At 64.2% G+C, this 22,225-nt stretch carries 14 protein-coding genes; 4 read left to right on the forward strand and 10 right to left on the reverse strand.

The genetic code is table 11. The features are described from left to right. Positions 1 to 181: 181 nt before the first annotated feature. On the reverse strand, positions 182 to 946 hold the full coding sequence (locus tag BM252_RS07635) for a sulfite exporter TauE/SafE family protein (RefSeq protein WP_093385811.1): 765 nt from the start codon (positions 944 to 946) through the stop codon (positions 182 to 184). Positions 947 to 1,113: 167 nt separating this feature from the next. Between BM252_RS07635 and BM252_RS07640 the strand changes: the two genes are divergently transcribed. Next, positions 1,114 to 2,304, forward strand: coding sequence for an iron-containing alcohol dehydrogenase (locus BM252_RS07640; protein WP_093385813.1), 1,191 nt, complete (start codon positions 1,114 to 1,116; stop codon positions 2,302 to 2,304). Between the two features lie 178 nt (positions 2,305 to 2,482). Here the strand turns inward: BM252_RS07640 and BM252_RS07645 are convergent, their stop codons facing one another. The 8 genes from BM252_RS07645 to BM252_RS07680 form a co-directional block, all read right to left on the reverse strand. Next, positions 2,483 to 4,615, reverse strand: a complete 2,133-nt coding sequence (locus BM252_RS07645; protein ID WP_245774145.1) for a D-(-)-3-hydroxybutyrate oligomer hydrolase — start codon at positions 4,613 to 4,615, stop codon at positions 2,483 to 2,485. A gap of 213 nt (positions 4,616 to 4,828) precedes the next feature. After that, entirely contained in the window at positions 4,829 to 5,812 is a 984-nt protein-coding gene (locus BM252_RS07650) for a branched-chain amino acid ABC transporter permease (RefSeq protein ID WP_093385817.1), read from the reverse strand. A 10-nt stretch (positions 5,813 to 5,822) separates the two neighbouring features. Continuing rightward, entirely contained in the window at positions 5,823 to 6,707 is an 885-nt protein-coding gene (locus tag BM252_RS07655; RefSeq protein WP_093385820.1) for a branched-chain amino acid ABC transporter permease, read from the reverse strand. A 198-nt stretch (positions 6,708 to 6,905) separates the two neighbouring features. Next, positions 6,906 to 8,114: an ABC transporter substrate-binding protein gene (locus BM252_RS07660; protein WP_093385822.1), complete on the reverse strand. Its 1,209-nt coding sequence runs from the start codon at positions 8,112 to 8,114 to the stop codon at positions 6,906 to 6,908. Positions 8,115 to 8,191: 77 nt separating this feature from the next. Beyond that, entirely contained in the window at positions 8,192 to 8,899 is a 708-nt protein-coding gene (locus BM252_RS07665) for an ABC transporter ATP-binding protein (RefSeq protein WP_093385825.1), read from the reverse strand. Next, a complete protein-coding gene (locus BM252_RS07670; protein WP_093385827.1) occupies positions 8,899 to 9,669 on the reverse strand; it encodes an ABC transporter ATP-binding protein in 771 nt (256 codons plus the stop codon). The genes BM252_RS07665 and BM252_RS07670 overlap by 1 nt, the downstream gene beginning before the upstream one ends. Before the next feature lie 156 nt (positions 9,670 to 9,825). Then, the gene (locus tag BM252_RS07675; protein WP_093385830.1) at positions 9,826 to 11,451 is read right to left on the reverse strand and encodes a GMC family oxidoreductase; all 1,626 of its coding nucleotides are present in this window, start codon (positions 11,449 to 11,451) and stop codon (positions 9,826 to 9,828) included. 149 nt (positions 11,452 to 11,600) lie between these two features. Then, a complete protein-coding gene (locus BM252_RS07680; protein ID WP_093385956.1) occupies positions 11,601 to 12,638 on the reverse strand; it encodes an NAD(P)H-dependent flavin oxidoreductase in 1,038 nt (345 codons plus the stop codon). A gap of 652 nt (positions 12,639 to 13,290) precedes the next feature. On the opposite strand from BM252_RS07680, the gene BM252_RS07685 reads away from it, so the two are divergent. Both BM252_RS07685 and BM252_RS07690 read left to right on the forward strand, forming a co-directional pair. After that, on the forward strand, positions 13,291 to 16,323 hold the full coding sequence (locus BM252_RS07685; RefSeq protein ID WP_174900451.1) for an EAL domain-containing protein: 3,033 nt from the start codon (positions 13,291 to 13,293) through the stop codon (positions 16,321 to 16,323). Positions 16,324 to 17,010: 687 nt separating this feature from the next. Next, a complete protein-coding gene (locus tag BM252_RS07690; RefSeq protein WP_174900454.1) occupies positions 17,011 to 17,766 on the forward strand; it encodes a 5'-methylthioadenosine/adenosylhomocysteine nucleosidase in 756 nt (251 codons plus the stop codon). A 95-nt stretch (positions 17,767 to 17,861) separates the two neighbouring features. Here the strand turns inward: BM252_RS07690 and putA are convergent, their stop codons facing one another. Beyond that, positions 17,862 to 21,527 (reverse strand): trifunctional transcriptional regulator/proline dehydrogenase/L-glutamate gamma-semialdehyde dehydrogenase, encoded by a 3,666-nt coding sequence (gene putA, locus BM252_RS07695; protein WP_093385837.1) that lies wholly within the window; start codon positions 21,525 to 21,527, stop codon positions 17,862 to 17,864. 220 nt (positions 21,528 to 21,747) lie between these two features. On the opposite strand from putA, the gene BM252_RS07700 reads away from it, so the two are divergent. After that, the gene (locus tag BM252_RS07700) at positions 21,748 to 22,203 is read left to right on the forward strand and encodes an Lrp/AsnC ligand binding domain-containing protein (protein ID WP_008443393.1); all 456 of its coding nucleotides are present in this window, start codon (positions 21,748 to 21,750) and stop codon (positions 22,201 to 22,203) included. Positions 22,204 to 22,225 lie beyond the last annotated feature (22 nt).

The following is a 22,225-nucleotide window of genomic DNA, read 5'->3' on the forward strand; positions in this document are numbered from 1 at the left end:
TGCCGCGACTTTTTTCTGCTCAAATTTTCACCAGCAAGGGCCCTTGCGCGCCGCCCGCTGTTCCACGTGGAACATTGATCGGGGATGAAAAAGGGCGCCGGTTTGACCCGGCGCCCTGCCCTAGCGACCGCTTTGTTCCACGTGAAACAGTGGCGCGCGTCCCGGGGTTCTACCAGCGCATCTACCAGCGCATCCAGGCGTCGTAGCCTGTCTTGACGATCAGGATCGACACCACCAGCAGGAACAGTTTGCGCACGAAGCCGCTGCCGTGCTTGATCGCCAGGCGCGAGCCGATCACCGAGCCGGCGATCTGACAGATCGCCATGGTCAGGCCCAGCTGCCAGACCAGGTGGCCGCTGTAGCCGAACCAGACCAGCGCGGAGAAGTTGCAGGCGACGTTGACGACCTTGGCCACCGCCGAGGCGCCGAGGAAGTCGAAGCCGAACACGCGGACGAACAGGAACACCAGGAAGCTGCCGGTGCCCGGGCCGAAGAAGCCGTCGTAGAAGCCGATGGCCGAACCGATCAGCAGCGCCAGCATCTGCTCGCGCCGGCCGCTGTGCATGGGCGCGTGGACGCTGCCGAAGTCCTTCTTGGCGAAGGTGTAGACGGCCACGGCGACCAGCACCACCGGCAGCAGGGCGCGCATGAAGTCGGGCGAGACGCGGGTGACGACGAAGGCGCCGAGGAAGGCGAACACCAGCGCGGCAACGGCGGCCGGCGCGGCGGTCGACCAGGCGATGCGCACGCGGCGCGCGTAGCTGACCGCCGCCACGCCGGTGCCGAAGATGCTGGCCAGCTTGTTGGTGCCGATCAGGGTGGCCGGCGCCATGTTGGGGAACACCGAGAACAAGGCCGGGATCTGGATCAATCCCCCTCCCCCCACCACCGCGTCGACCAGACCCGCGCCGAAGGCGGCCACGCCCAACACCAGATAATCCACCATACCGCACCAGCCTTAACAAAAGGAAACAAGGCTAACATTGTACGAAAGAATCCAAGCGCCCTGCCCGTGCAAGCCATGCCGATTGCGCATAAGGCCGGCGCTTGGTGTAAGCTTCACGTGGAACATTCACGCGATCCACCAGTCAAACCACCAACGCGGACCCAGCCATGACCAGCTCGCCAGCCTTCGCCTTCAGCACCGTCGCCCACATCGTTTCGGAGGCCGGCGCGGCGCGCCGGCTGGGCGAGTACGTGCGGCAGCACTTCCCCACCGCGCGCCAGGCGCTGCTGGTGACCGACCCCGGCTTCCTCGCCACCGGCCTGGTCGAGGGGCCGCGCGACAGCCTGATCGCCGCCGGCATCCAGGTGCATCTGTACACCGAGGTGGTGGCCGATCCGCCCGAGCACGTGGTGCTGGAGGCGGTGGCGGCGGCGCGCCGGCACGAGGCCGACATCGTCATCGGCCTCGGCGGCGGCAGCTCGATGGACGTCGCCAAGCTGATCGCCGTGCTGGCCGGCGGCGGCCAGCAGCTGGCCGACATCTACGGTATTGGCAAGGTCTGCGGCAATGTTCGCAACAACGGCGGCAACGGCCGCCTGCCGCTGGTGCAGATCCCCACCACCGCCGGCACCGGTTCCGAGGTGACCAACATCGCCATCGTCACCACCGGCGCCACCAGCAAGATGGGCGTGGTGGCGCCGCAGTTGTATGCCGACCTGGCCATCCTCGACGCCGAGCTGACGCTGGGCCTGCCGGCCCGCGTCAGCGCCGCCACCGGCATCGACGCCATGGTGCACGCCATCGAGGCCTACACCAGCCGGCACAAGAAGAACCCGCTGTCGGACATGCTGGCGCGCCAGGCGCTGGGCCTGCTGTCGGCCAACCTGCTGCGCGTCTGCGAGAACGGCGCCGACCTGGCGGCGCGCCAGGCCATGCTGCTCGGCGCCATGCTGGCCGGCCAGGCCTTCGCCAACGCGCCGGTGGCGGCGGTGCACGCGCTGGCCTATCCGATCGGCGGCGTGTTCCACGTGCCACATGGCCTATCGAACTCGCTGGTGCTGCCGCACGTGCTGCGCTTCAACGCGCCGGCGGCGGCGCCGCTGTACGCCGAGCTGGCCGCCATCGTGGTGCCGCAGGCCAGCGGCAGCGTCGAGGCCAGGGCCGAGGCGCTGGCTGTTGCGATGCAACAAATCGCCATCCTGACCGGCATCGAGCGCACGCTGCAGCAGGTCGGCATCAAAGAGGCGGACCTGGACCGGCTGGCCGACGACGCCATGCTGCAAACCCGCCTGCTGGGCAACAACCCGCGCGAGGTGAGGCGCGCCGACGCCCGCGCCATCTACGCCGCCGCGCTGTAGCCCGGCGTATCGGGACGCCGGCCTTACCCCACAAACCAAGGGGTCTGACCCCGTGGGGTCAGACCCCGAGGCGTAGCGGGGTGCGGGGCAAAAAAAAGGTTCTTCACGGATTACCGGGAAGAACCTTCTGCACCACCGCCCTGCTCCAGCGACGGCAATATTGCTCAGACAGTAAGCGCTAGTTAGGCACGTCCACCGTGGTGCCGCTGACCACGATCGCGTTGGCCGGCGTCGGCGCCGTGGCGATCGCCGGCACGTTGGCGACGGTGATCGGCGTCGTCGCGTCGGCCCGCGTCACCGTGCGCACCACCTGCGACGGCGGCAACGGCGAGCCGGTCGGGTTCTTCAGGTTGGCGTAAAGGGCGTCGAGGGCGCGGTTCAGGTACACGTGCAGCGGAATGATCAAGCTCGGCACGGCGCTGGTGAAGGAGTCGAAGTGGTTGCCGTTGGTGACCTCGATGTAGCGCAGCTTGCTGGCCGCGCCCTCGGCCAGCGCGTTCAGGCCCAGATAGGCGCGCGAGGCGTGGTTGATGACGATCAGCGTGTCGCTGCGGCCATGCACGATGATCGCCGGCTTGCCGCGCAGATTGCCGCTGGCGGCCACCTCGGCCATGCCGGCGCGCACACGCGCGCTCTGCGTCGCCAGCTCGCCGCTGAGCGGGGCGCCGGTAATCGTGTCGACACCGGTGGCCAGCGAGCGCAGGCAGAGGAAGCCGTCGAGCGACTGGTCATCCTCGAAGGTGCTGGGCGAACGGCCGAAGGCGTAGCCGACCGGCACGTAGAGACCAAAATCCATGATCGAGTTGTCGTAGACCACACCGCCGGGGATGCCGTTCTGCGTGGCGAAGCTGTTGGCCTTGGTGGCCGCCGGCATGGTGATCATCTGGCCGCTGGCGTCGGTGGTGCCGAAGCCGAAGCCGCAGACCTTGTCGGCCACGGAGAACTTGCCGTAGGCGTTGGCGTAGGTCACCGCCACCAGGATGTTGGTGCCGGCGTGGGCGGCCTGCAAGGGCTCGCTTTCCGGCTGCCAGCCGAAGGCGCGCAGGCGCGCCTTGGCGTCGGCCTGGCGCGCCGGCAGGTCGGCGCCGCTCAGCAGTCCCTTGGCCGCCAGCGAGGCGCAGCGGCCGGGGTTGGCGGCGCTCGAGGCGATACAGGGCTGGTACAGCGCGGCATAGGTGAAGTAGTCGTACAACAGCTTGCCCTGGGCGCCGACCGGCGCGCCGCCCTGGCGCACCGTGTAGCCGCTGGCGCTCTTGGGCTGGATCTGCGGCTCGGTCACGGCGACGCCGCTGATCAGGCCCTTGCTGTCCTGCTCGGCGGCCAGCAGCGCCGAGCCGCCGCCGTTGGAGATGCTCGAGGCGATGGTGATGGTGTTGGCCGGCTTGAAGCGCACGATGTGGCTCTTGCCGTCGCTGGCCAGGGTGCCGTATTTCTCGTTGAGCACGTAGTAGGCGAACTCGACCGCCTGCAGGGTGTTCTTGCCCCAGTCCTTCTCCGGGTTCTGCTGCGAGTGGGCGTGCTTGAAGGCGAGGCGCCCGGGCATATTGTTCATCGCGACGCGCTGGGCGTCCGTCAGCACCGGCGCGAAGATGGCGTTCTTGCCGGCCGCCGTGCGGCTGGCGCGCACGCCGTTTTGCAGGTTGACGCTGTCGTCGTCGAAGGTGTACAGGCCGATGCCGCTGCCCTTGTCGGCGTAGGCGACGGCGCAGTTGTTCTTCAGGCCCCATTCGCCGGAGCTGCCGATGGCGCCGTAGATGCCGCGCGAGCCGCTTGAGGTGCCGGTGACGATGCAGGGGTTGGCCGGGTCGAAGCCTGCCGGCACCTGCACCATCAGCGTGACGTTCTGGTTGCCGCTGCCGTCGTCGCTGTAGGCCAGGTATTCGCTGCCGGCGATCTTGCCCTCGCCGCTGCCGGCGTTGCCCTTGGCGTCGACGTTGGGGCCGTACAGCGTGCCGTAGCCGCTGTTGGCGGCGATGTCGAGCACGGCCCGGTAGTTGGCGTAGATGGCGTTGCGGCGCAGCTCGGCGGCGGTCGGCTTGAGCGGATCGGCGTAGGCCGGCGCGGCGGCGGCGGCCAGGCCGGTCTTGCCCAGGCCGGCGGTCAGCAGGTCGTCGCTGGCGCCGTCGTAGTTGGTGCTGCTGATCGCGCCGAGATAGGTGGGCAGCGTGTTCAGTTCTTCCGGGATGGTTTTGCCGCCGCCGCAGGAGGCCAGCGCCAGCCCGGCGCCGGCCAGCGCCAGAGTGTGGCGCGCGCTGCGGACCATGGTGCCGCGTTTGCCCTGATTGCTCTTACTGCTAGTCTTATTCTTCATGTCATCCTCTTTCCGTGGTTCAAAAATAGGTGCATCGAAACAGCTGCCGCCACATTGCGCCCGGCGCCTTGCCGGCCTCGACCTCCCGTCTGCCCGCGCTCCGCCGGGGCGGCGGACGTGGCGGTCCCACCCCGGCGCGCGGCCGGGCGGGGACGACTGACAAAGCATGTTGAAAATGAAAACGCCGGACAGAAGGCCCGGCGCTGCCGCAAACTACGCCGGCTTGCTGCCGGCTTTGCTGGCGAAGCGGGCAACCACCTCGCCGATGATGCCGCGCCGGAACAACAGCACGCAGGCGATGAAGATCAGCCCGGTCACCATGCTGACCGCCTCGCCCAGCGTGTTGAACCATTCGATGCCGGTGTGGGTGGCGATGAAGGTGCCCAGGTCGCCCAGCTTGTTCTCCAGCGCGATGATGATCACCGCGCCGAGGATCGGGCCGGCCAGGGTGCCCATGCCGCCCACCAGGGTCATCAGGATCACCAGGCCGGACATGGTCCAGTGCACGTCGGTCAAGGTCTCGAAGCCCAGCACCACGGTCTTGGTGGCGCCGGCCAGGCCGGCCAGCGCGGCCGACAGCACGAAGGCCATCAGCTTGTAGCGGTCGACGTCGTAGCCCAGCGAGATGGCGCGCGGCTCGTTCTCCTTGATCGCCTTGAGCACCTGGCCGAAGGGCGAATGCACGGTGCGCACGATCAACATGAAGCCGGCCACGGCGATGGCCAGCACGACGTAGTACAGCACGGTGTCGTTGGCCAGGTCGACGACGCCGAGCAGTTTTCCACGTGGAACGCCCTGCAGGCCGTCCTCGCCGCCGGTCAGCTCGCCGGCGCGCAGCGCGAAGTAGGACACCACCTGGGCCAGCGCCAGGGTGATCATGGAGAAGTAGATGCCCTGGCGGCGGATCGCCAGCGCGCCCATCACCAGGCCGATCAGCGCGGCGGCGACGACGCCGGCCAGCAGGCCCAGCTCGAAGGGCCAGCCGTGCGACTTGAGCATGTTGCCGGCGACATAACCGGCGCTGCCGAAGAAGGCGGCGTGGCCGAACGACAGCAGGCCGGTGAAGCCGATCAGCAGGTTGAAGGCGCAGGCGAACAGGGCGAAGCACAGCAGCTTCATCAGGAACACCGGGTAGCCGTAGAAGGGCGCCGCCAGGGCCAGCGCCAGGGCGATCGCGTAGCCAACATTCTTATTCATGGACGAGCTCCTATTTTTCTTTGCCGAACAGGCCGGCGGGACGCAACAGCAGCACGATGACCATCACCACGAACACCACCACGGCCGAGCCCTCGGGATAGAACACGCGGGTCATGCCCTCGATGACGCCCAGGCCGAGGCCGGTGAGGATGGAGCCCATGATCGACCCCATGCCACCGATCACCACAACGGCGAACACGACGATGATCAGGTTCGAGCCCATCAGGGGTGTCACCTGGATGATCGGGGCCGCCAGCACCCCGGCAAAGCCCGCCAAAGCGACGCCGAAGCCATAGGTCAGGGTGACCATCAGCGGCACATTGACGCCGAAGGCTTCGACCAGCTTGGGGTTCTCGGTGCCGGCGCGCAGGTAGGAGCCGAGCTTGGTCTTCTCGATGACGAACCAGGTGGCCAGGCAGACCACCAGCGAGGCCACCACCACCCAGGCGCGGTAGTTCGGCAGCATCATGAAGCCGAGGTCGGTCGAGCCGCTGAGCAGTTCGGGCGTCGAGAACGGTTGGCCGGAGACGCCGTAGAAGGAGCGGAACACGCCCTCGGTGAGCAGGGTGATGCCGAAGGTCAGCAGCAGGCCGTACAGGTGGTCCAGCTTGTAGAGCCAGCGCAGCATGGTCTTTTCGATCAGCACGCCGAGCGCGCCCACCACCAGCGGCGCCAGCACCAGCATGACCCAGTAGTTCAGGTTGAAGTAGGCCAGGCCCATCCAGGCGACGAAGGCGCCCATCATGTACATGGCGCCGTGGGAGAAGTTGATGACGTTGAGCAGGCCGAAGATGACCGCCAGGCCGAGCGACAACATCGCGTAGAAGGAACCGTTGACGAGGCCCAGCAGCAGCTGGCTCATCATCGCTTGCAAGGGAACGCCGAAGATTTCCATGGCTTCACAATATAAAAAATCACCGTGGCAGCGGCGAAGGATGGACGGGAAATGGCGGCCGCGGCGCCGCGCCCTGCCCTCGAACAAGGGGCGGCGGGCGGCGGCGCGCGGACGCGCGGTGGTGCGGTCGCGCCGGCGCGGGCCGGACCGACCGGGCGGGCGGCCGACTGCGCCGCCCCGCCCTACTTCAAGGCCGGCTTACTTCCACAGCGCGCACTTGCTCTCCGCCTTGGTCACGTAGGCCTGGTCGCCCGGCACCACGGCGGCCACCTTGTAGTAGTCCCAAGGGTATTTCGATTCCGACGGCTTCTTCACTTCCATCAGGTACATGTCGTGCACCATGCGGCCGTCCGGACGGATCACGCCGCCCTTGGCGAACATGTCGTTGATCTTGTTCGCCTTCAGGTGGGCCATCACCTTGTCCGAATCGTCGCCGCCGACCGCCTTGACCGCCTTCAGGTAGGTCGACGCCGCCGAGTAGTCGGCCGCCTGCAGCATCGACGGCTCCTTCTTCATCTTCTCGAAGTAGCGCTTGGACCAGGCGCGGGAGTCGGCGTTCTGGTCCCAGTACCAGCCGTCGGTCAGGTACATGCCCTGGGTCAGGTTCAGGCCCAGCGAGTGGACGTCGTTGATGAACATCAGCAGGCCGGCCAGCTTCATCTTCTTGGTGATGCCGAACTCGTTGGCCGCCTTGATCGAGTTGATGGCGTCGCCGCCGGCGTTGGCCAGGCCGAGGATCTGCGCGTTCGACGACTGCGCCTGCAACAGGAAGGAGGAGAAGTCGGAGGCCGACAGCGGATGCTTGACGCTGCCGAGCACTTTGCCGCCGGCCGATTTGACGACCTCGGCCGTGTCTTTTTCCAGCGACTGGCCGAAGGCGTAGTCGGCGGTCATGAAGTACCAGTTCTTGCCACCCTGCTTGACGATGGCGCCGCCGGTGCCGCGCGCCAGCGCCACCGTGTCGTAGGCGTAGTGCACGGTGTAGGGGGTGCATTCCTCGTTGGTCAGGCGGGCCGAGCCGGCGCCGATCGAGATGAAGACCTTTTTCTTCTCCGCAGCCAACTTGGCCATGGCCAGGTTGGCGCCGGAGTTGGTGCCGCCGATCAGCAGGTCGACGCCCTGCTGGTCGAACCATTCGCGCGCCTTGGAGGCGGCGATGTCGGCCTTGTTCTGGTGGTCGGCGGAGATGAACTCGACCTTTTTGCCGGCGATGACCACGCCGGCGTCGGCGATCGCCATCTTGATCGCCTCGGCGCCGCCCTGGCCGTCGATGTCCGAGTACAGGCCGGACATGTCGGTGATGAAGCCGATCTTGATGGTGTCGCCCGACACCTGGGCCGAGGCGGCGCCGGACAGACCCATGGCGCACAGGGCGCCGGCGGCGATGGCGATAGCTTTGATTTTCATATTGTCTCCGTTTGTGGATTGGTTTTGTTGATATTGAAACGGTGCTGCGAAGCTGCGTCCTGCCGGTACAAGCGGTGCTACACGCCCAGCAGCTCGGTGAGGAGCGGCATCTTGGCGTTCAATTCGGAAGCGATAAAGGTCTCGACGATCTGGCCGTGCTCCATCACGTAGAAGCGGTCGGCCAGCGGCGCGGCGAAGCGGAAGTTCTGCTCGACCATGACGATGGTGTAGCCCTTCGACTTGAGCGTGGTGATCATGCGCGCCAGGCCCTGCACGATGACCGGCGCCAGACCCTCGGAGATCTCGTCGAGCAGCAGCAGGCGGGCGCCGGTGCGCAGAATGCGCGCCACCGCCAGCATCTGCTGCTCGCCGCCGGACAGGCGGGTGCCCTGGCTGTGCTTGCGCTCCTCCAGGTTGGGGAACATGGCGTAGATCTCCTCGACCGACATGCCCTTCTCGCCGGTGGCCAGCTGCGGCGGCAGCAGCAGGTTCTCCTCGGTCGACAGCGAGGAGAAGATGCCGCGCTCCTCCGGGCAGTAGCCGATGCCGAGGTGGGCGATCTGGTGGGTCGGCAGGCCGATCGCCTCGACGCCGTTGACCTTGATCGAACCCTTGCGGGCGCCGGTCAGGCCCATGATGGCGCGCAGGGTGGTGGTGCGGCCGGCGCCGTTGCGGCCCAGCAGGGTGACCACCTCGCCCTGCTTCACCGTCAGGTTGACGTCGTGCAGGATATGCGATTCGCCGTACCAGGTGTGCAGCTTGGAAATTTCCAGTGCGTTCGTCATCAGTGCGCCCCTTCCAATACCGCCGCTTCGCTGCCCATGTAGGCTTCCATCACCAGGGCGTTGCTGGAGACCTCGGCGTAGCTGCCCTCGGCCAACATGGCGCCGCGCTGCAGGACGGAGATCTTGTCGCAGATGCCGGACACCACCTTCATGTTGTGCTCGACCATCAGGATGGTGCGGCCGGCCGAGACCTTCTTGATCAGCTCGGTGACGCGGTGCACGTCCTCGTGGCCCATGCCCTGGGTCGGCTCGTCGAGCAGCATCAGCTCGGGCTCCATCGCCAGGGTGGTGGCGATCTCCAGCGCGCGCTTGCGGCCGTAGGGCATGTCGACGGTGACGGTGTCGGCGAACTCGGTCAGGTCGACCTCGGCCAACAGCTGCATGGCGCGCTCGTTGAGCTGCGACAGGGAACGCTCGCTCTGCCAGAAATTGAAGCTGGTGCCGAGCTGGCGTTGCAGGCCGATGCGCACATTCTGCAACACCGTCAGGTGGGGAAACACGGCGGAGATCTGGAACGAGCGGATCACCCCCATGCGGGCGATCTGGGCCGGTTTGGCCGCCGTGATGTCGTTGCCGTTGAATAGGATCTGGCCCGAGGTGGGCACCAGGAACTTGGTGAGAAGGTTGAAGCAAGTGGTCTTGCCGGCGCCATTGGGGCCGATCAGCGCGTGGATGTGGCCGCGCTGAACCTGTAGATTGACCCCGTTAACGGCGGTGAAGCCCTTGAACTCCTTGGTCAAATTTCTTGTTTCCAAGATAACGCTGGACATCGTGTCTCCTAGTTATTCTTTGCAAACTATCAAATTTTTTTCAGATAATACACACTAATATTTTGGCTAACAATACAGTATAACTACCATGATCTTTTGATCTATGCCTATCATCGAAACGTCATTCATTGTAGAAATTACGACATTTCAATAATGTCATTTCCATGATGAATGAACCATTTGCGCGGCCTTCTCCGCGATCATAATCGTCGGCGAATTGGTGTTGCCGGAAGTGATGGTCGGCATCACCGAGGCGTCCACCACGCGCAGGCCGGCCACGCCGAGCACGCGCAACTGGCTGTCGACCACGGCGCCCGGATCGCCGGCGCGGCCCATGCGGCAGGTGCCGACCGGGTGGAAGATGGTGGTGCCGATGGCCGCCGCCGCCTGGCTCAGCTCCTCCTCGCTCTGGTAGGCCGGGCCCGGCTTGAACTCCTCGGGCGCGTAGCGTTGCAGGGCCGGCGCGGCAACGATGCGGCGGGTCAGGGCCAGCGCGGCGGCGGCGACGCGGCGGTCCTCGGCCGTGCTCAGGTACATCGGCGAGATCTTCGGCGCGGCGTAGGAATCGGCCGAGGCGATGCGCACATGGCCGCGCGAGCTCGGCCGCAGGTTGCAGACGCTGGCGGTGAAGGCGGGAAAGGCGTGCAGCGGCTCGCCGAACTTCTCCAGCGACAGCGGCTGCACGTGGTATTGCAGGTTGGGTGTGGCCTGGCCCGGGTCGGAGCGGGCGAAGGCGCCCAGCTGCGACGGCGCCATCGACATGGGCCCGCTTTGCCGCAGCGCGTATTCGAGGCCGATTTTCATTTTGCCGTACCAGTTGCCGGCCATGGTGTTGAGGGTCTTGGCGCCGCTCACCTTGAACACCATGCGCAGTTGCAAATGGTCCTGCAGGTTGGCGCCGACGCCGTCCAGCTCGGCCAATGGCGCGATGCCGTGCTCATGCAGCAAGGCCGCCGGGCCGACGCCGGACAGCTGCAAAATCTGCGGCGAGCCGACCGCGCCGGCCGTCAGCAAGGTTTCGCGGACGGCCTCGGCGCGGTAGGTGGTGCCGCCGCCGCTGAACACCACGCCACGGCAAACGGCGCCCTGCCCGCCCCGCTCGATCAGCAGCTTTTCGACGTGGCAGCCGGTCATGATGGTCAGGTTGGGCCGGGCCGAGGCCGGCTTGAGGAAGGCCTTGGCGGTGTTCCAGCGGATGCCGCGTTTCTGGTTGACCTCGAAATAGGCGCAGCCGGCGTTGTCGCCACGGTTGAAATCGTCGATCCTGGCGATGCCCGTTTCGGCGGCGGCGTCGCGGAAGGCGTCGAGAATTTTCCACGACAAACGTTGTTTTTCCACACGCCATTCGCCGCCGGCACCGTGTTCGGCGCCGGCGCCGCCGTGGTGGTCCTCGCTCAGCTTGAACAAGGGCAGCACCTGGTCCCAGCGCCAGCTGGCGTCGCCGCACAGCTCGGCCCATTGGTCGTAGTCGCCGGCCTGGCCGCGCATGTAGATCATGCCGTTGATCGACGAGCTGCCGCCCAACACCTTGCCGCGCGGATAAAGCAGGCTGCGCCCGCCCAGGCCGGCATCGGCCTCGGTGCGGAAACGCCAGTCGGTGCGCGGGTTGTCGATGCAGTGCAGATAGCCGACCGGGATGTGGATCCACACATAGTCGTCCTTGCCGCCCGCCTCGATCAGCAAGACGTTGGCGTGCTTGTCGCGGCTGAGCCGGTTGGCCAGCACGCAGCCCGCCGTACCGGCCCCAACAATGATGTAGTCGTACTGTCCAGCTGATTCCAAGACCTCTCCTCCAAGGAAATACGCGTTGGCAGTCTGCGCTGCCTAAGGCGAACTCAACAATTATGCGACGGACGTGCGGCGGCCATGGCGACCAAGCTCCGTGGCCGGCGCGGAAGGCAAGTCGCCTCGCCGCCGTCCGGTACCGGTGCTCAAGCCGCAGCGATTTCCGCCAACAGGGTCGCCACCAGCCGCGCGGCCGGCATCGGCCGCGCCCGCGCCACGCCGGTGCCGCACCACAGCGACATCAATTCGGTGTCGCCGCGCTTGCCGGCCTCGGCGCGGATGGCGCCGGTCAGCGCGTTCTGGATCGGATAGGCCGGCACCTGCGCCTCGACGGGCGCCATCAGGCTCATGAAACGGTTCTCCAGCCCGCGCGCGTAGCGGCCGGAAAAACTGCGCGTCAAGCGGGTCGCCGGCCGGTCGGGCGCCAGCAGGCGCGCCTTGTAGGCCGGCGTGATGGCGGACTCGTCGACCACCAGGAAGGCCGTGCCCATCTGCACCGCGACGGCGCCCAGGTCCAGCGCCCGCTTGATGTCGGCGCCGTCCATGATGCCGCCGGCGGACACCACGGGAATGTTGACCGCCGCCACCACCGCCGCCAGCAAGTCGAAGCTGGACAAGGTGGCGTCCTCCTGGCGGCCGAGGAAGGTGCCGCGATGGCCGCCCGATTCGACGCCGGAGGCGATCACGGCGTCGGCGCCGACCTCCTGCCAGGCCAGCGCCTCGGCCACCGTGGTGATGGTGCCGACGACGACGATGCCGGCCGCGCGCAGGCGCGCGACTTGCTCGGCGCCGAGGATGTTGAAGGTGAAACTGGCCACGGCGGGACGCAACTCGAGCAGTGTTTCAAACTGGGCGGAGAATTCCTCGCACCATTTGGCCGGCAGCGGCAGTTCGTCCCAACCCAGCACGTCGAGCACCGGGCGCAGCAGTAGGCGCGCCTGTTCCAACTCGGCGGGATCGACTTGTGGGATGGTTTGGACGAAGAAGTTCAGCGCGAAAGGCCGTGCCGTCAGGCTGCGGATCTGCTCGACCTGGCTGCGCATGGCATCCGGCGTAAGCAGCGAACAAGCCAGCGATCCGAGCGCGCCGGCGTTGGAGACGGCGGCGATTTGGGCCGGTGTGTTCTGTCCGCCGGCGGTCGGGCCTTGAATGATTGGGTGTGGAAAAAGTGTTCGTAAAACCATCAATTACCCTCCGAAAACTGCGTGATCGGCCGGTTTTTGCCTTCAATTTAAGCAAAAAATGGCATTTCATCTGTGGATAACTCTATGGATATCCACAGGCACCGAATGTGAGTAAACAAAATTTTTTTTGGGTCACGTTTTTTTATCCCAAAACAGTTCCCAGCTCATACAGCGTTTACGCGCCCGCTTATGCATCTCGCAAACGCTTGATTCTAATTCAAAATCAGGACTTATCCACAGAAAGGTGTCTACGTTAACAACTACTACTATTTTTATATCTATATCTTTACAGTAAACCAAAGCCAACGCGAAAGGAACCGAAACCCCAAAACCCCACCCCAACCGACGGCAAAACCACAGGCAAGGCAAATTCCTTGCCCTAGAGCAGAAAACGTTTTTCGCCCACAAAGCTTGCCCCTATACTGAAATCGCCTAGCAAGCCCAAAAACGGAGCCAATTTGCCTATCCCGTGCAAGCCTCGACGCCTTGCCTGTCGACGAGTTCCGCTCGTCGCAATAGCGACTCTCGTTTTGCATGTTTATCGCCGGATGGCTCAACGATGAGCGTCCCGCACTATTTTTCGCTGAAGCATTTCCCCCGCTCCAAGGCGTATCTCCGCTTCCGCCGCCGGCTTTGTGCCGGACTGTTGTTGATGGCTTTGTTGACCATTGCCGTGGTCAGCCTGCAATTGCGCGCCTCCAATGTCGAACGCGACCACGCGGCGCGCCAGCAAACCCAGAATTTTGTCCAGGCCATGGAAGCCCATGTGCTCAACACCATCCAATTCGTCGATTTATCTCTGCAGGGATATTCGAACGCCATCAAGATGCTGCCGCTCGAGCAAAGCAGTTCGCCGCACGCCATGGCGACACTGTTGTCGCCGCGCAGTTCCAGTTTCAGCCGCGATTTTTGGCTCAGTTTCATCGACGCCAAAGGCCAGGGCGTTGCCTCGTCGAACAAGCTGTCGGTGGCCGGCACGAACTACGCCGACCGCGACTATTTCCAAGCGCATATCAAGCCGGGCGGTTCCCCCGGCTTGTTCGTCGGTGGCCCGGCGATTGGCAAGGTCAGCAAGGAACGGCTGTTTTTCCTCAGTCGTCGTGTCGAGGACGCGAACGGCCAGTTGCTGGGCGTGATCGTCGCGCCCTTGAATGTCATATATTTCGGCAAGGTATTCGAAAAGTCCCGCTTCAGCCCGGACGTGTCGATCAGCCTGGTGCACAGCAACGGCAAAGTCATCGCCCGGGCGCCGAATTTCGAGGAATCGTTCAATTTCGACCTGAGCCGCACCGCCTTGTTTCAAAACGTCGCGAAAGGCAAGCACGGCACCTATCAAACGGTCAGCTCGATCGACGGTCAATCGCGTATTTTCAGCTTTCGCGTGCTCGACGGCCTGCCCTTGATCGTCGTGGTCGGCAGTTCCGACGAGGAATCCAAGCGCGTCTTCGACAACAACGTGCTGTTCGCTGGCGCTGGTGTGCTGCTGTTGCTCCTGCTGATGCTGGCCGGCGGCCATTTCGCCCTGCGCTCCTACGCCAAACTGGAGGAGCGCGAATTGCGCTACCGGCTGCTGTACGCCTCGAGCCGCGACACCGAGCAAAAATTGTCGGTCAGCGAGCAGCGCCTGCGCCTAGTCGCCGACAACCTGCCGGTGATGATCGCCTACATCGACAAGGATTTGCGCTACGAATTCACCAACCGCAAGTTCGACACGGTGTTCGAGATCCCCTACCAAAGCGGTCCCGGCCGCAAAGTGGTCGACGTGGTCAGTCCGGCCATCTTTAAGCAGGCCGAACAGCATTTGCACGATGTATTGGGCGGAAAATTCGTCTATTTCGAACGGCTGGTCAGCGGTCCCGCCGGCGAACGTTGGGACGGCGTCAGCTACGTGCCCGATGTGCAGCCGGACGGCACGGTGAGTGGCCTGTTTTTGATGGTGGAGGACATCACCGAGCGCAAAAAGAATGAGGAATCGACCAAGTTGGCGGCGCTGATGTACCAAAACAGCGCCGAGGGCATGCTGGTGACCGACGCCGAGGGCCGCATCCTGTCGGTCAATCCGGCGTTTTCGCAGATCAGCGGCTACGCCGAGCGGGAGGTGCTGGGCCGGCGCGCCTATGAATTGACCTCCGGCAAGCAGGATTTGAGCTTTTTCACCCAAGTGCGCCAGGCGGTTGGCCGCACCGGCCACTGGGCCGGCGAAATCTGGCACCAGCACAAGAACGGCGAGCACTATCTGGTGTCGCTGCGCTTCAACACCGTGTTCGACGAGCAGGGCCAGGTGTTCCGCATGGTCGCGCTGTTCACCGACATCACGAAGAAAAAGGCCTCGGAGGAGTTGATCTGGAAGCAGGCCAACTTCGACGCGCTGACCGGCTTGCCGAACCGCCGCATGTTCCACGAGCATTTGCGGCTGGAAATGAAGAAAACCGACCGCTCGCACCTGCCCATGGCGCTGGTGTTCATCGATCTCGACCATTTCAAGGAGATCAACGACACCCTGGGCCACGACAAGGGCGACATGTTGCTCAAACAAGTGGCGGAACGACTGGGCCAGTGCGTGCGCGGCACCGACATCGTGGCCAGGCTGGGCGGCGACGAGTTCACCGTGATCCTCAGCGAGCTGCACAATTCCAGCGACGTGGCGCGCATCGCCCAGGAAATCTTGAAAAAGATGGCGGCGCCGTTCTCGCTGAACGACGATATCGCGCACATCTCGTCGAGCATCGGCATCACGCTCTACCCCGACGACGGCGACACCGCCGAAACCTTGATGAAAAACGCCGACCAGGCGATGTACGCCGCCAAGCAGCAGGGCCGCAACCGTTACAACTACTTCGCCCCCTTCATGCAGGAGGCGACGCGGGTGCGCATGGCCTTGGGCAACGAAATGCGCGAGGCGGTCGAGCGCGAGGAATTGCGCATCGTGTTCCAGCCGATCATCGAGCTGGCCAGCGGCCGTATCTGCAAGGCGGAGGCCTTGGTGCGCTGGCAACATCCCCAGCGCGGATTGATGAGCCCGCATGAATTCATCGCCATCGCCGAACACACCGGCGCCATTGTCGGCATCGGCGACTGGGTGTTCCGCCAGGCGGCGCGCGAGGCCAAGCGGCTGCAGCAGATGGCCCTGCCGGAATTCCAGATCTGCGTGAACAAGTCGGCCTGGCAGTTCCGCGACGACGGCAGCAACTACCAGGAATGGCTGGATTTTCTGGCCGAACTGGATTTGCAGGCCCACAACATCATCATCGAAGTGACGGAAGACCTACTGCTCGACCCGGCCAGCGCCATCGCCGACAAGTTCAAGGCCTTCCGCGCCGCCAATATGCAGGTGTCCTTGGACGATTTCGGCACCGGTTACTGCTCGGTGGCGTTTTTGAAGCGTTACGACATCGACTACATCAAGATCGACCCGAGTTTTGTCTCGAATCTGGCGGAAGGCACCGACGGCATCACCTTATGCGGGGCAATTATCGCCATGGCGCACAAACTGGGCATCCAGGTGATCGCCGAAGGCATCGAAACGCCGCAGCAAATGCAGGCTTTGCAGTCGGTTGGCTGTGATTTTGGCCAGGGTTACCTGTTCTCCAAGCCGATTTCGGGGCTGGAACTGGAGAAAAGCATCAAAAACCAGTATGCCCCTGTGGATAAGTCGCTGGATATCCACAGGACGACTTGTGAGTAAGGACAAAATTGTCCAAAGGGCGACATTTTATACAGATTTACTCCTGAACTGGTACAGCGCTTGTCCGAGCGCTTATCTTTGTCGTAAACGGATGATTTTTAAGCTGTTAACAGGGTTATCCACAGAAAAACGCGCGTTTACTACTACTACTATTTTTGTATAAAAGCTTTAGTAAACAACTAAAGAACACGCCGAAGGCGGTTCGAAAAAAAATTTTCGTTTACTCCCCTACTCAAAAACGACAAACGGCAAGCTCCAACTGCGCCTGTGTAGAAACGTCGTTTTGTTCGCCAAAGCACAACTCTGAACGTCCTAAACAGCAAAAACGGTCTGCAACATGTCAAACTGGCACTGAAAAGCCATTTTTTAGCCTTTCGTCTGTGGACAACTGCCTGCATATCCACAGGATGAGATGTGGGAAAAGTCGATCTTTGTCCACAAGCACTTTTTTATCCCGAACTCATCCTGTCTAGATACAATGTTTGTGCAAGTACTTTTCGGCAGCCTAAGTCGATGATTTTTCTCCGGTTTACAGACTTATCCACAGAAAAGCAGTCGTTTACTATCTACTATCAGATTTATATATATATCTTTATATAAAACCCTAAACAAACGCCCGCAGTGGACAAAAACCGCCTTCACAACCCCAAAAAAAGCGAAATCAGGACGATGAATTCAAGCAAAACGATGCGTTTAGGAGTGATCAGCGCGCTTGCCGAAGAACAGCAGGGGCTCATAGAGGCCATGCAGAGCCCCTACAAGCTCACGCACGGCATGCGGGACTACACGGCAGGGAAGCTGTGGGAAATCGACGCTGTGTGCGTTCTGTCGCGTATAGGCAAGGTTGCAGCGGCCATGACAGCCTCCATCCTTGTGGAAAAGTTCGGAGTTACCCACATCGTCTTCACCGGCGTCGCCGGCAGCGCGGACAACTTGGTCAATGTGGGCGACATCGTGGTCGCCGATTCGCTGTTGCAGCACGATATAGACGCCAGTCCGCTGTTTCCGCGCTACCAGGTGCCGCTGACCGGCTTGTCACATTTCGAATCGGACTTGGATTTGAGCAACCGGCTGGGCGACGCGGCCAGCCATTTCATCGAAAACACGCTGCACCAGGTCATCGAGCCGGCGGAAAAGCTGGAGTTCGGCCTGGTTCAGCCGCAGTTGCACCGCGGTTTGATCGCCAGCGGCGACCAGTTCATCCGCAGCCGCGCGCAGATCGCCTTGTTGAAGCAGGCCCATCCGGAGCTGCTGGCGGTGGAGATGGAAGGCGCCGCCGTGGCCCAGGTGTGCTTCGAACTGGGCATCCCGTTCACCGTGATCCGGACGATTTCCGACAAGGCCAACGAGGAGGCGGCCGTCGATTTCATGCGTTTCGTCAAATCGGTCGCCTCGCGCTACGCCTTCGACCTGATCAAGGCGTTCTGCAAAGCATCGTCGTAAACGAAAAAAGGTTCTTCGCGGCATTACTGCCGGGAAGAACCAAGGGAGACGACGGGTTGGCCGGAACCTTGTCCGGCCGAAAAACGCTGGTAGGCCTAGACGCCCAGGGTCATCAGGCTGGCGTTGCCGCCGGCTGCCGTCGTATTCACGCACAGGGCCCGCTCAGCGACCAAACGCCACAGGGGGATGGGGGCATCCTCGTTGCTGTCGATCAAGGCCACCAGGGCCCCTTCCCGGGCCGCCAGTTGCGGCCGGACGGCGTTGCCCAGCGCCGATTCGACCAGGGCGATCTGGAATTCACCGTGGAAGCCGTCGAGTTGGCCGATCACTTGGACGCGGTCCAGCACCGCCGCCGGCAAATCGATCGGCAGCACGTCGTTCGAATTGCCCAGCACGACGGCGAAGTTGCCGGTGGCCAGGGTCGCCGCCAGCTGGTTCAGCAGGCCGCCGGTGCTGGCCGCCGCGCACACCACGGTGCCGCGCGGCTGGAAGCTCAGGGTGTTGCGCTCGCCGGTGGGGCCGGGCAAGACCGTGGTGCTGCCCAGCAGGCTGGTGCGGCAGTATTGTTGCGCCAGGTTGACGATGCGCTCGTGGCCGTGCATCTTGGCCCAGACCGTCAGCGCGTCCAGGCCCGGGGTCGACTTGCGCTCGTGCTCGCCCTGCGCCACCGCGCCGCGCTGCAGGCGTTTCAGGTAGAGCGGGCCGCCGGCTTTGGGGCCGGTGCCGGACTTGCCCTCGCCGCCGAACGGTTGCACGCCGACCACGGCGCCGACGATGTTGCGGTTGACGTAAATGTTGCCGACATGGGCGCGCGCGCTGATGAAGTCGATGGTCTCGTCGATGCGCGAATGCACGCCCAGGGTCAGGCCGAAGCCGCTAGCGTTTATTTGCTCTATCAGTTTCGGCAAGTCGGCGCGCTGGTAGCGGATCACGTGCAGCACCGGGCCGAACACTTCCTGCGTCAATTCCTCCAGCGAACGGATTTCCAGCACGGTCGGCGGCACGAAGGTGCCGACCGGCGCGTCGGCGCCCTGCGACAGGTCGAGCGAGAAGTGGTTCAGCGCGGTTTTCTTCATGCGCTCGATGTGGGCCAGCAAGTTGCCCTGGGCCTCGGCGTCGATCACCGGGCCGATGTCGGTGGACAGGCGGTCCGGGTTGCCGACGCGCAGTTCCAACATCGCGCCCTTGAGCATTTTGATGGTCTTGTCGGCGATTTCTTCCTGCAGGAACAGCACGCGCAGGGCCGAGCAACGTTGGCCGGCGCTGTCGAAGGCGGACGAGATGGCGTCCTGCACCACCTGCTCCGGCAGGGCCGAGGAGTCGACGATCATGGCGTTCTGGCCGCCGGTTTCGGCGATCAGCGGAATCTCGGCCGACTCGGCGGCGGCGCGCTTGGCCAGAGTGCGGTTGATCAGCTGGGCCACTTCGGTCGAGCCGGTGAAGATCACGCCCTTGACGCGGGCGTCGTCGCACAGGCCGGCGCCGACCACCTCGCCGCGGCCGGGCAGGAATTGCAGCGCGGCGCGCGGCACGCCGGCCTGGTGCAGCAGTTCGACGGCGCGGTGGGCGATCAGCGGGGTTTGCTCGGCCGGCTTGGCCAGCACCACGTTGCCGGCCGCCAGGGCGGCGGCGACCTGGCCGGTGAAGATGGCCAGCGGGAAGTTCCACGGGCTGATGCAGGTGACCGGGCCGAGCGCCAGCGTGTTCGGCGCGGCGGCCACCTGGGCGGCGTAGTAGCGCAGGAAGTCGACCGCCTCGCGGATCTCGGCGATGGCGTTGGGCAGCGACTTGCCGGCCTCGCGGATGGCCAGCGCCATCAGTTCCAGCTGGTGCTGCTCATACAGGTCGGCGGCGCGCTGCAGCGCGGCGGCGCGCAGCGCCGGTTCGGTGGTCTGCCAGTCCATGGCGAACTGGCTGGCGCTGGCCAGCGCGGTTTCCACGTCGGCGGCCGAGGCCTCGACCAGCCGGCCGACCAGGTCGTCGTGGCGGGCCGGGTTGATGATGTCCAGCACGGGCTGGCCGTTGCTCGCTTCGCCGGCCAGCAGCGGCGCGGCGCGCCAGTCGCGCGGCGCGGCCAGCGCGGCGGAGATGTCGCGCAGCACGTCCTCGTTGGCCAGGTCGATGCCGGCCGAGTTCTTGCGCTCGGCGCCGAACATGTCCAGCGGCAGGGCGATGCCGGGGTGCGGCTGGCCGCCCTGGGCGCGGGCCTGCTCCAGCGGGTCCTGGATCAGGGTCTCGATGGCGATGTTCTCGTCGACGATCTGGTTGACGAAGGAGGAGTTGGCGCCGTTCTCCAGCAGGCGGCGCACCAGGTAGGCCAGCAGCGTCTCGTGCGAGCCGACCGGGGCGTAGATGCGGCAGCCCTTGCCCAGCTTGTCCTTGCCGACCACCTGGTCGTACAGGGTCTCGCCCATGCCGTGCAGGCATTGGAACTCGTAGTCGGTGACGCCGTCGCGCTTGGCCCAGGTGTAGATGGTCGACAGGGTCTGCGCGTTGTGGGTGGCGAACTGCGGGTAGATCACGCTGGTGGCGGCAAGCAGTTTTTGTGCGCAGACCAGGTAGGACACGTCGGTGTAGACCTTGCGCGTGTAGACCGGGTAGCCGCTCATGCCGTCGACTTGGCCGCGCTTGATCTCGGCGTCCCAGTAGGCGCCCTTGACCAGGCGCACCATGAACTTGCGGCCGCTGCGCTTGGCCAGGTCGACCAGGAAGTCGATGACGAAGGGGCAACGCTTCTGGTAGGCCTGGACGACGAAGCCGATGCCCTCGAAGCCGGCCAACGCCGGGTCGAAGGCCATCGCCTCCATCAGGTCGAGCGACAGTTCGAGCCGGTCGGCCTCCTCGGCGTCGATGTTCAGGCCGATGTCGTACTGCTTGGCCAGCAGCACCAGCGCGCGCACGCGCGGCAGCAGCTCGGCCATCACGCGGGCGCGCTGGGCGCGGCTGTAGCGCGGGTGCAGCGCCGACAGCTTGACCGAGATGCCGGGGCCGTCCTTGATGCCGCGCCCGTTCGAGGCCTTGCCGATGGCGTGGATCGCCGTCTCGTAGGCGGCGTAGTAGTAGGCGGCGTCGCTCTCGGTCAGTGCCGCCTCGCCCAGCATGTCGTAGGAGTAGCGGTAGCCGCGCGCCTCGTTGTCGCGGCCGTTCTTGATCGCCTCGTCGATGGTCTGGCCGGTGACGAACTGGTTGCCCAGCATGCGCATGGCCAGGTCGACGCCCTTGCGGATCAGCGGCTCGCCGCCCTTGGTGATGAGCTTGCTGAGCGCCGAGCCGAGGCCGTTCTCGCTGCTGGTGCTGACCAGCTTGCCGGTGATCAGCAGGCCCCAGGTGGCGGCGTTGACGAACAGCGAGGGCGATTCGCCCAGGTGCTTGCGCCAGTCGCCCTTGCTGATCTTGTCGGCGATCAGGCGGTCGGCGGTGGCGCTGTCGGGGATGCGCAACAGCGCCTCGGCCAGGCACATCAGCGCCACGCCCTCCTCCGAGGACAGGGAAAACTCGTGCATCAGGGCGTCGACGCCCGAGGCGCGGGTGCGTTTGTCGCGTACAGACGACACTAATTTGTGCGCCAGCTGCTGCGCCTGCAGTTGTGTGTCGGGGCCGCTGTTCTGTACCTGGCCCAGCAACCACTGCACGGCGCCGGCCTCGTCGCGGCGGTAGGCCGCCGTGATGGCGGCGCGCAGCGGGGTGGGGTCGCGCAGGACCTCGGCTTGTAGTGCGGCAAAGGGGACAGGGGGCGAAACCGGGGCAACGGCTGGGTGCATGGGGTGGCTCTTTTTGAAGAAAAATGTCGGGGAATCGTGTCGCGGCCACATAGCAAAACACGCTCGGCATGCGGTGGCTGGCGAGCGTGAAACTGTGAACTGCTGATGATTTGATTGTAAAGCGGATTCTTCTGGATTAATTCTGGTATTACTGAGGACTAGCAATAGATAGTTTTTGGTGCGACAATTTAACCAAATAATATTGTGGGGGAGTGTAGGCATGCTGGACAAGATCAGTAAGAAAATTCTGATGGAACTGCAGAGCGACGGCCGCATCAGCAACGTCGAGTTGGCGGCGCGCGTCAACCTGTCGCCGGCGGCCTGCCTGGAGCGGGTGCGCAAGCTGCACGAATCCGGTTACATCATGGGCTACACGGCCCAGCTGAACCCGCAGTTGCTCGACGTGTCGCTGCTGGTGTTCATCGAGGTGGTGCTCGACCGCACCACGCCGGAGGTGTTCGACGCCTTCAAGCACAGCGTGCAGGTGATCCCCGAGGTGCTGGAATGCCATATGGTGGCCGGCGGTTTCGACTACCTGGTCAAGGCCCGCGTCAAGGACATGGCGGCCTACCGCGAGTTCCTGGGCAAAACCCTGCTGCAAAAAGGGGTACGCGAAACCCACACCTACGCGGTGATGGAAGAGGTGAAGAACACCACCAAACTTCCGATCAAGTAGTTGCAATAGGCCAAAATAAGCA

It is taken from the genome of Rugamonas rubra (assembly GCF_900114705.1).
GTDB lineage: Bacteria > Pseudomonadota > Gammaproteobacteria > Burkholderiales > Burkholderiaceae_D > Rugamonas > Rugamonas rubra.

Coding starts and splice junctions, on each gene's coding strand:
- BM252_RS07635 (WP_093385811.1), bottom strand. CDS start 946: ATGGTGGATTATCTGGTGTTGGGCGTGGCCGCCTTCGGCGCGGGTCTG.
- BM252_RS07640 (WP_093385813.1), top strand. CDS start 1,114: ATGACCAGCTCGCCAGCCTTCGCCTTCAGCACCGTCGCCCACATCGTT.
- BM252_RS07645 (WP_245774145.1), bottom strand. CDS start 4,615: ATGAAGAATAAGACTAGCAGTAAGAGCAATCAGGGCAAACGCGGCACC.
- BM252_RS07650 (WP_093385817.1), bottom strand. CDS start 5,812: ATGAATAAGAATGTTGGCTACGCGATCGCCCTGGCGCTGGCCCTGGCG.
- BM252_RS07655 (WP_093385820.1), bottom strand. CDS start 6,707: ATGGAAATCTTCGGCGTTCCCTTGCAAGCGATGATGAGCCAGCTGCTG.
- BM252_RS07660 (WP_093385822.1), bottom strand. CDS start 8,114: ATGAAAATCAAAGCTATCGCCATCGCCGCCGGCGCCCTGTGCGCCATG.
- BM252_RS07665 (WP_093385825.1), bottom strand. CDS start 8,899: ATGACGAACGCACTGGAAATTTCCAAGCTGCACACCTGGTACGGCGAA.
- BM252_RS07670 (WP_093385827.1), bottom strand. CDS start 9,669: ATGTCCAGCGTTATCTTGGAAACAAGAAATTTGACCAAGGAGTTCAAG.
- BM252_RS07680 (WP_093385956.1), bottom strand. CDS start 12,638: ATGGTTTTACGAACACTTTTTCCACACCCAATCATTCAAGGCCCGACC.
- BM252_RS07685 (WP_174900451.1), top strand. CDS start 13,291: ATGGCTTTGTTGACCATTGCCGTGGTCAGCCTGCAATTGCGCGCCTCC.
- BM252_RS07690 (WP_174900454.1), top strand. CDS start 17,011: ATGCGTTTAGGAGTGATCAGCGCGCTTGCCGAAGAACAGCAGGGGCTC.
- putA (WP_093385837.1), bottom strand. CDS start 21,527: ATGCACCCAGCCGTTGCCCCGGTTTCGCCCCCTGTCCCCTTTGCCGCA.
- BM252_RS07700 (WP_008443393.1), top strand. CDS start 21,748: ATGCTGGACAAGATCAGTAAGAAAATTCTGATGGAACTGCAGAGCGAC.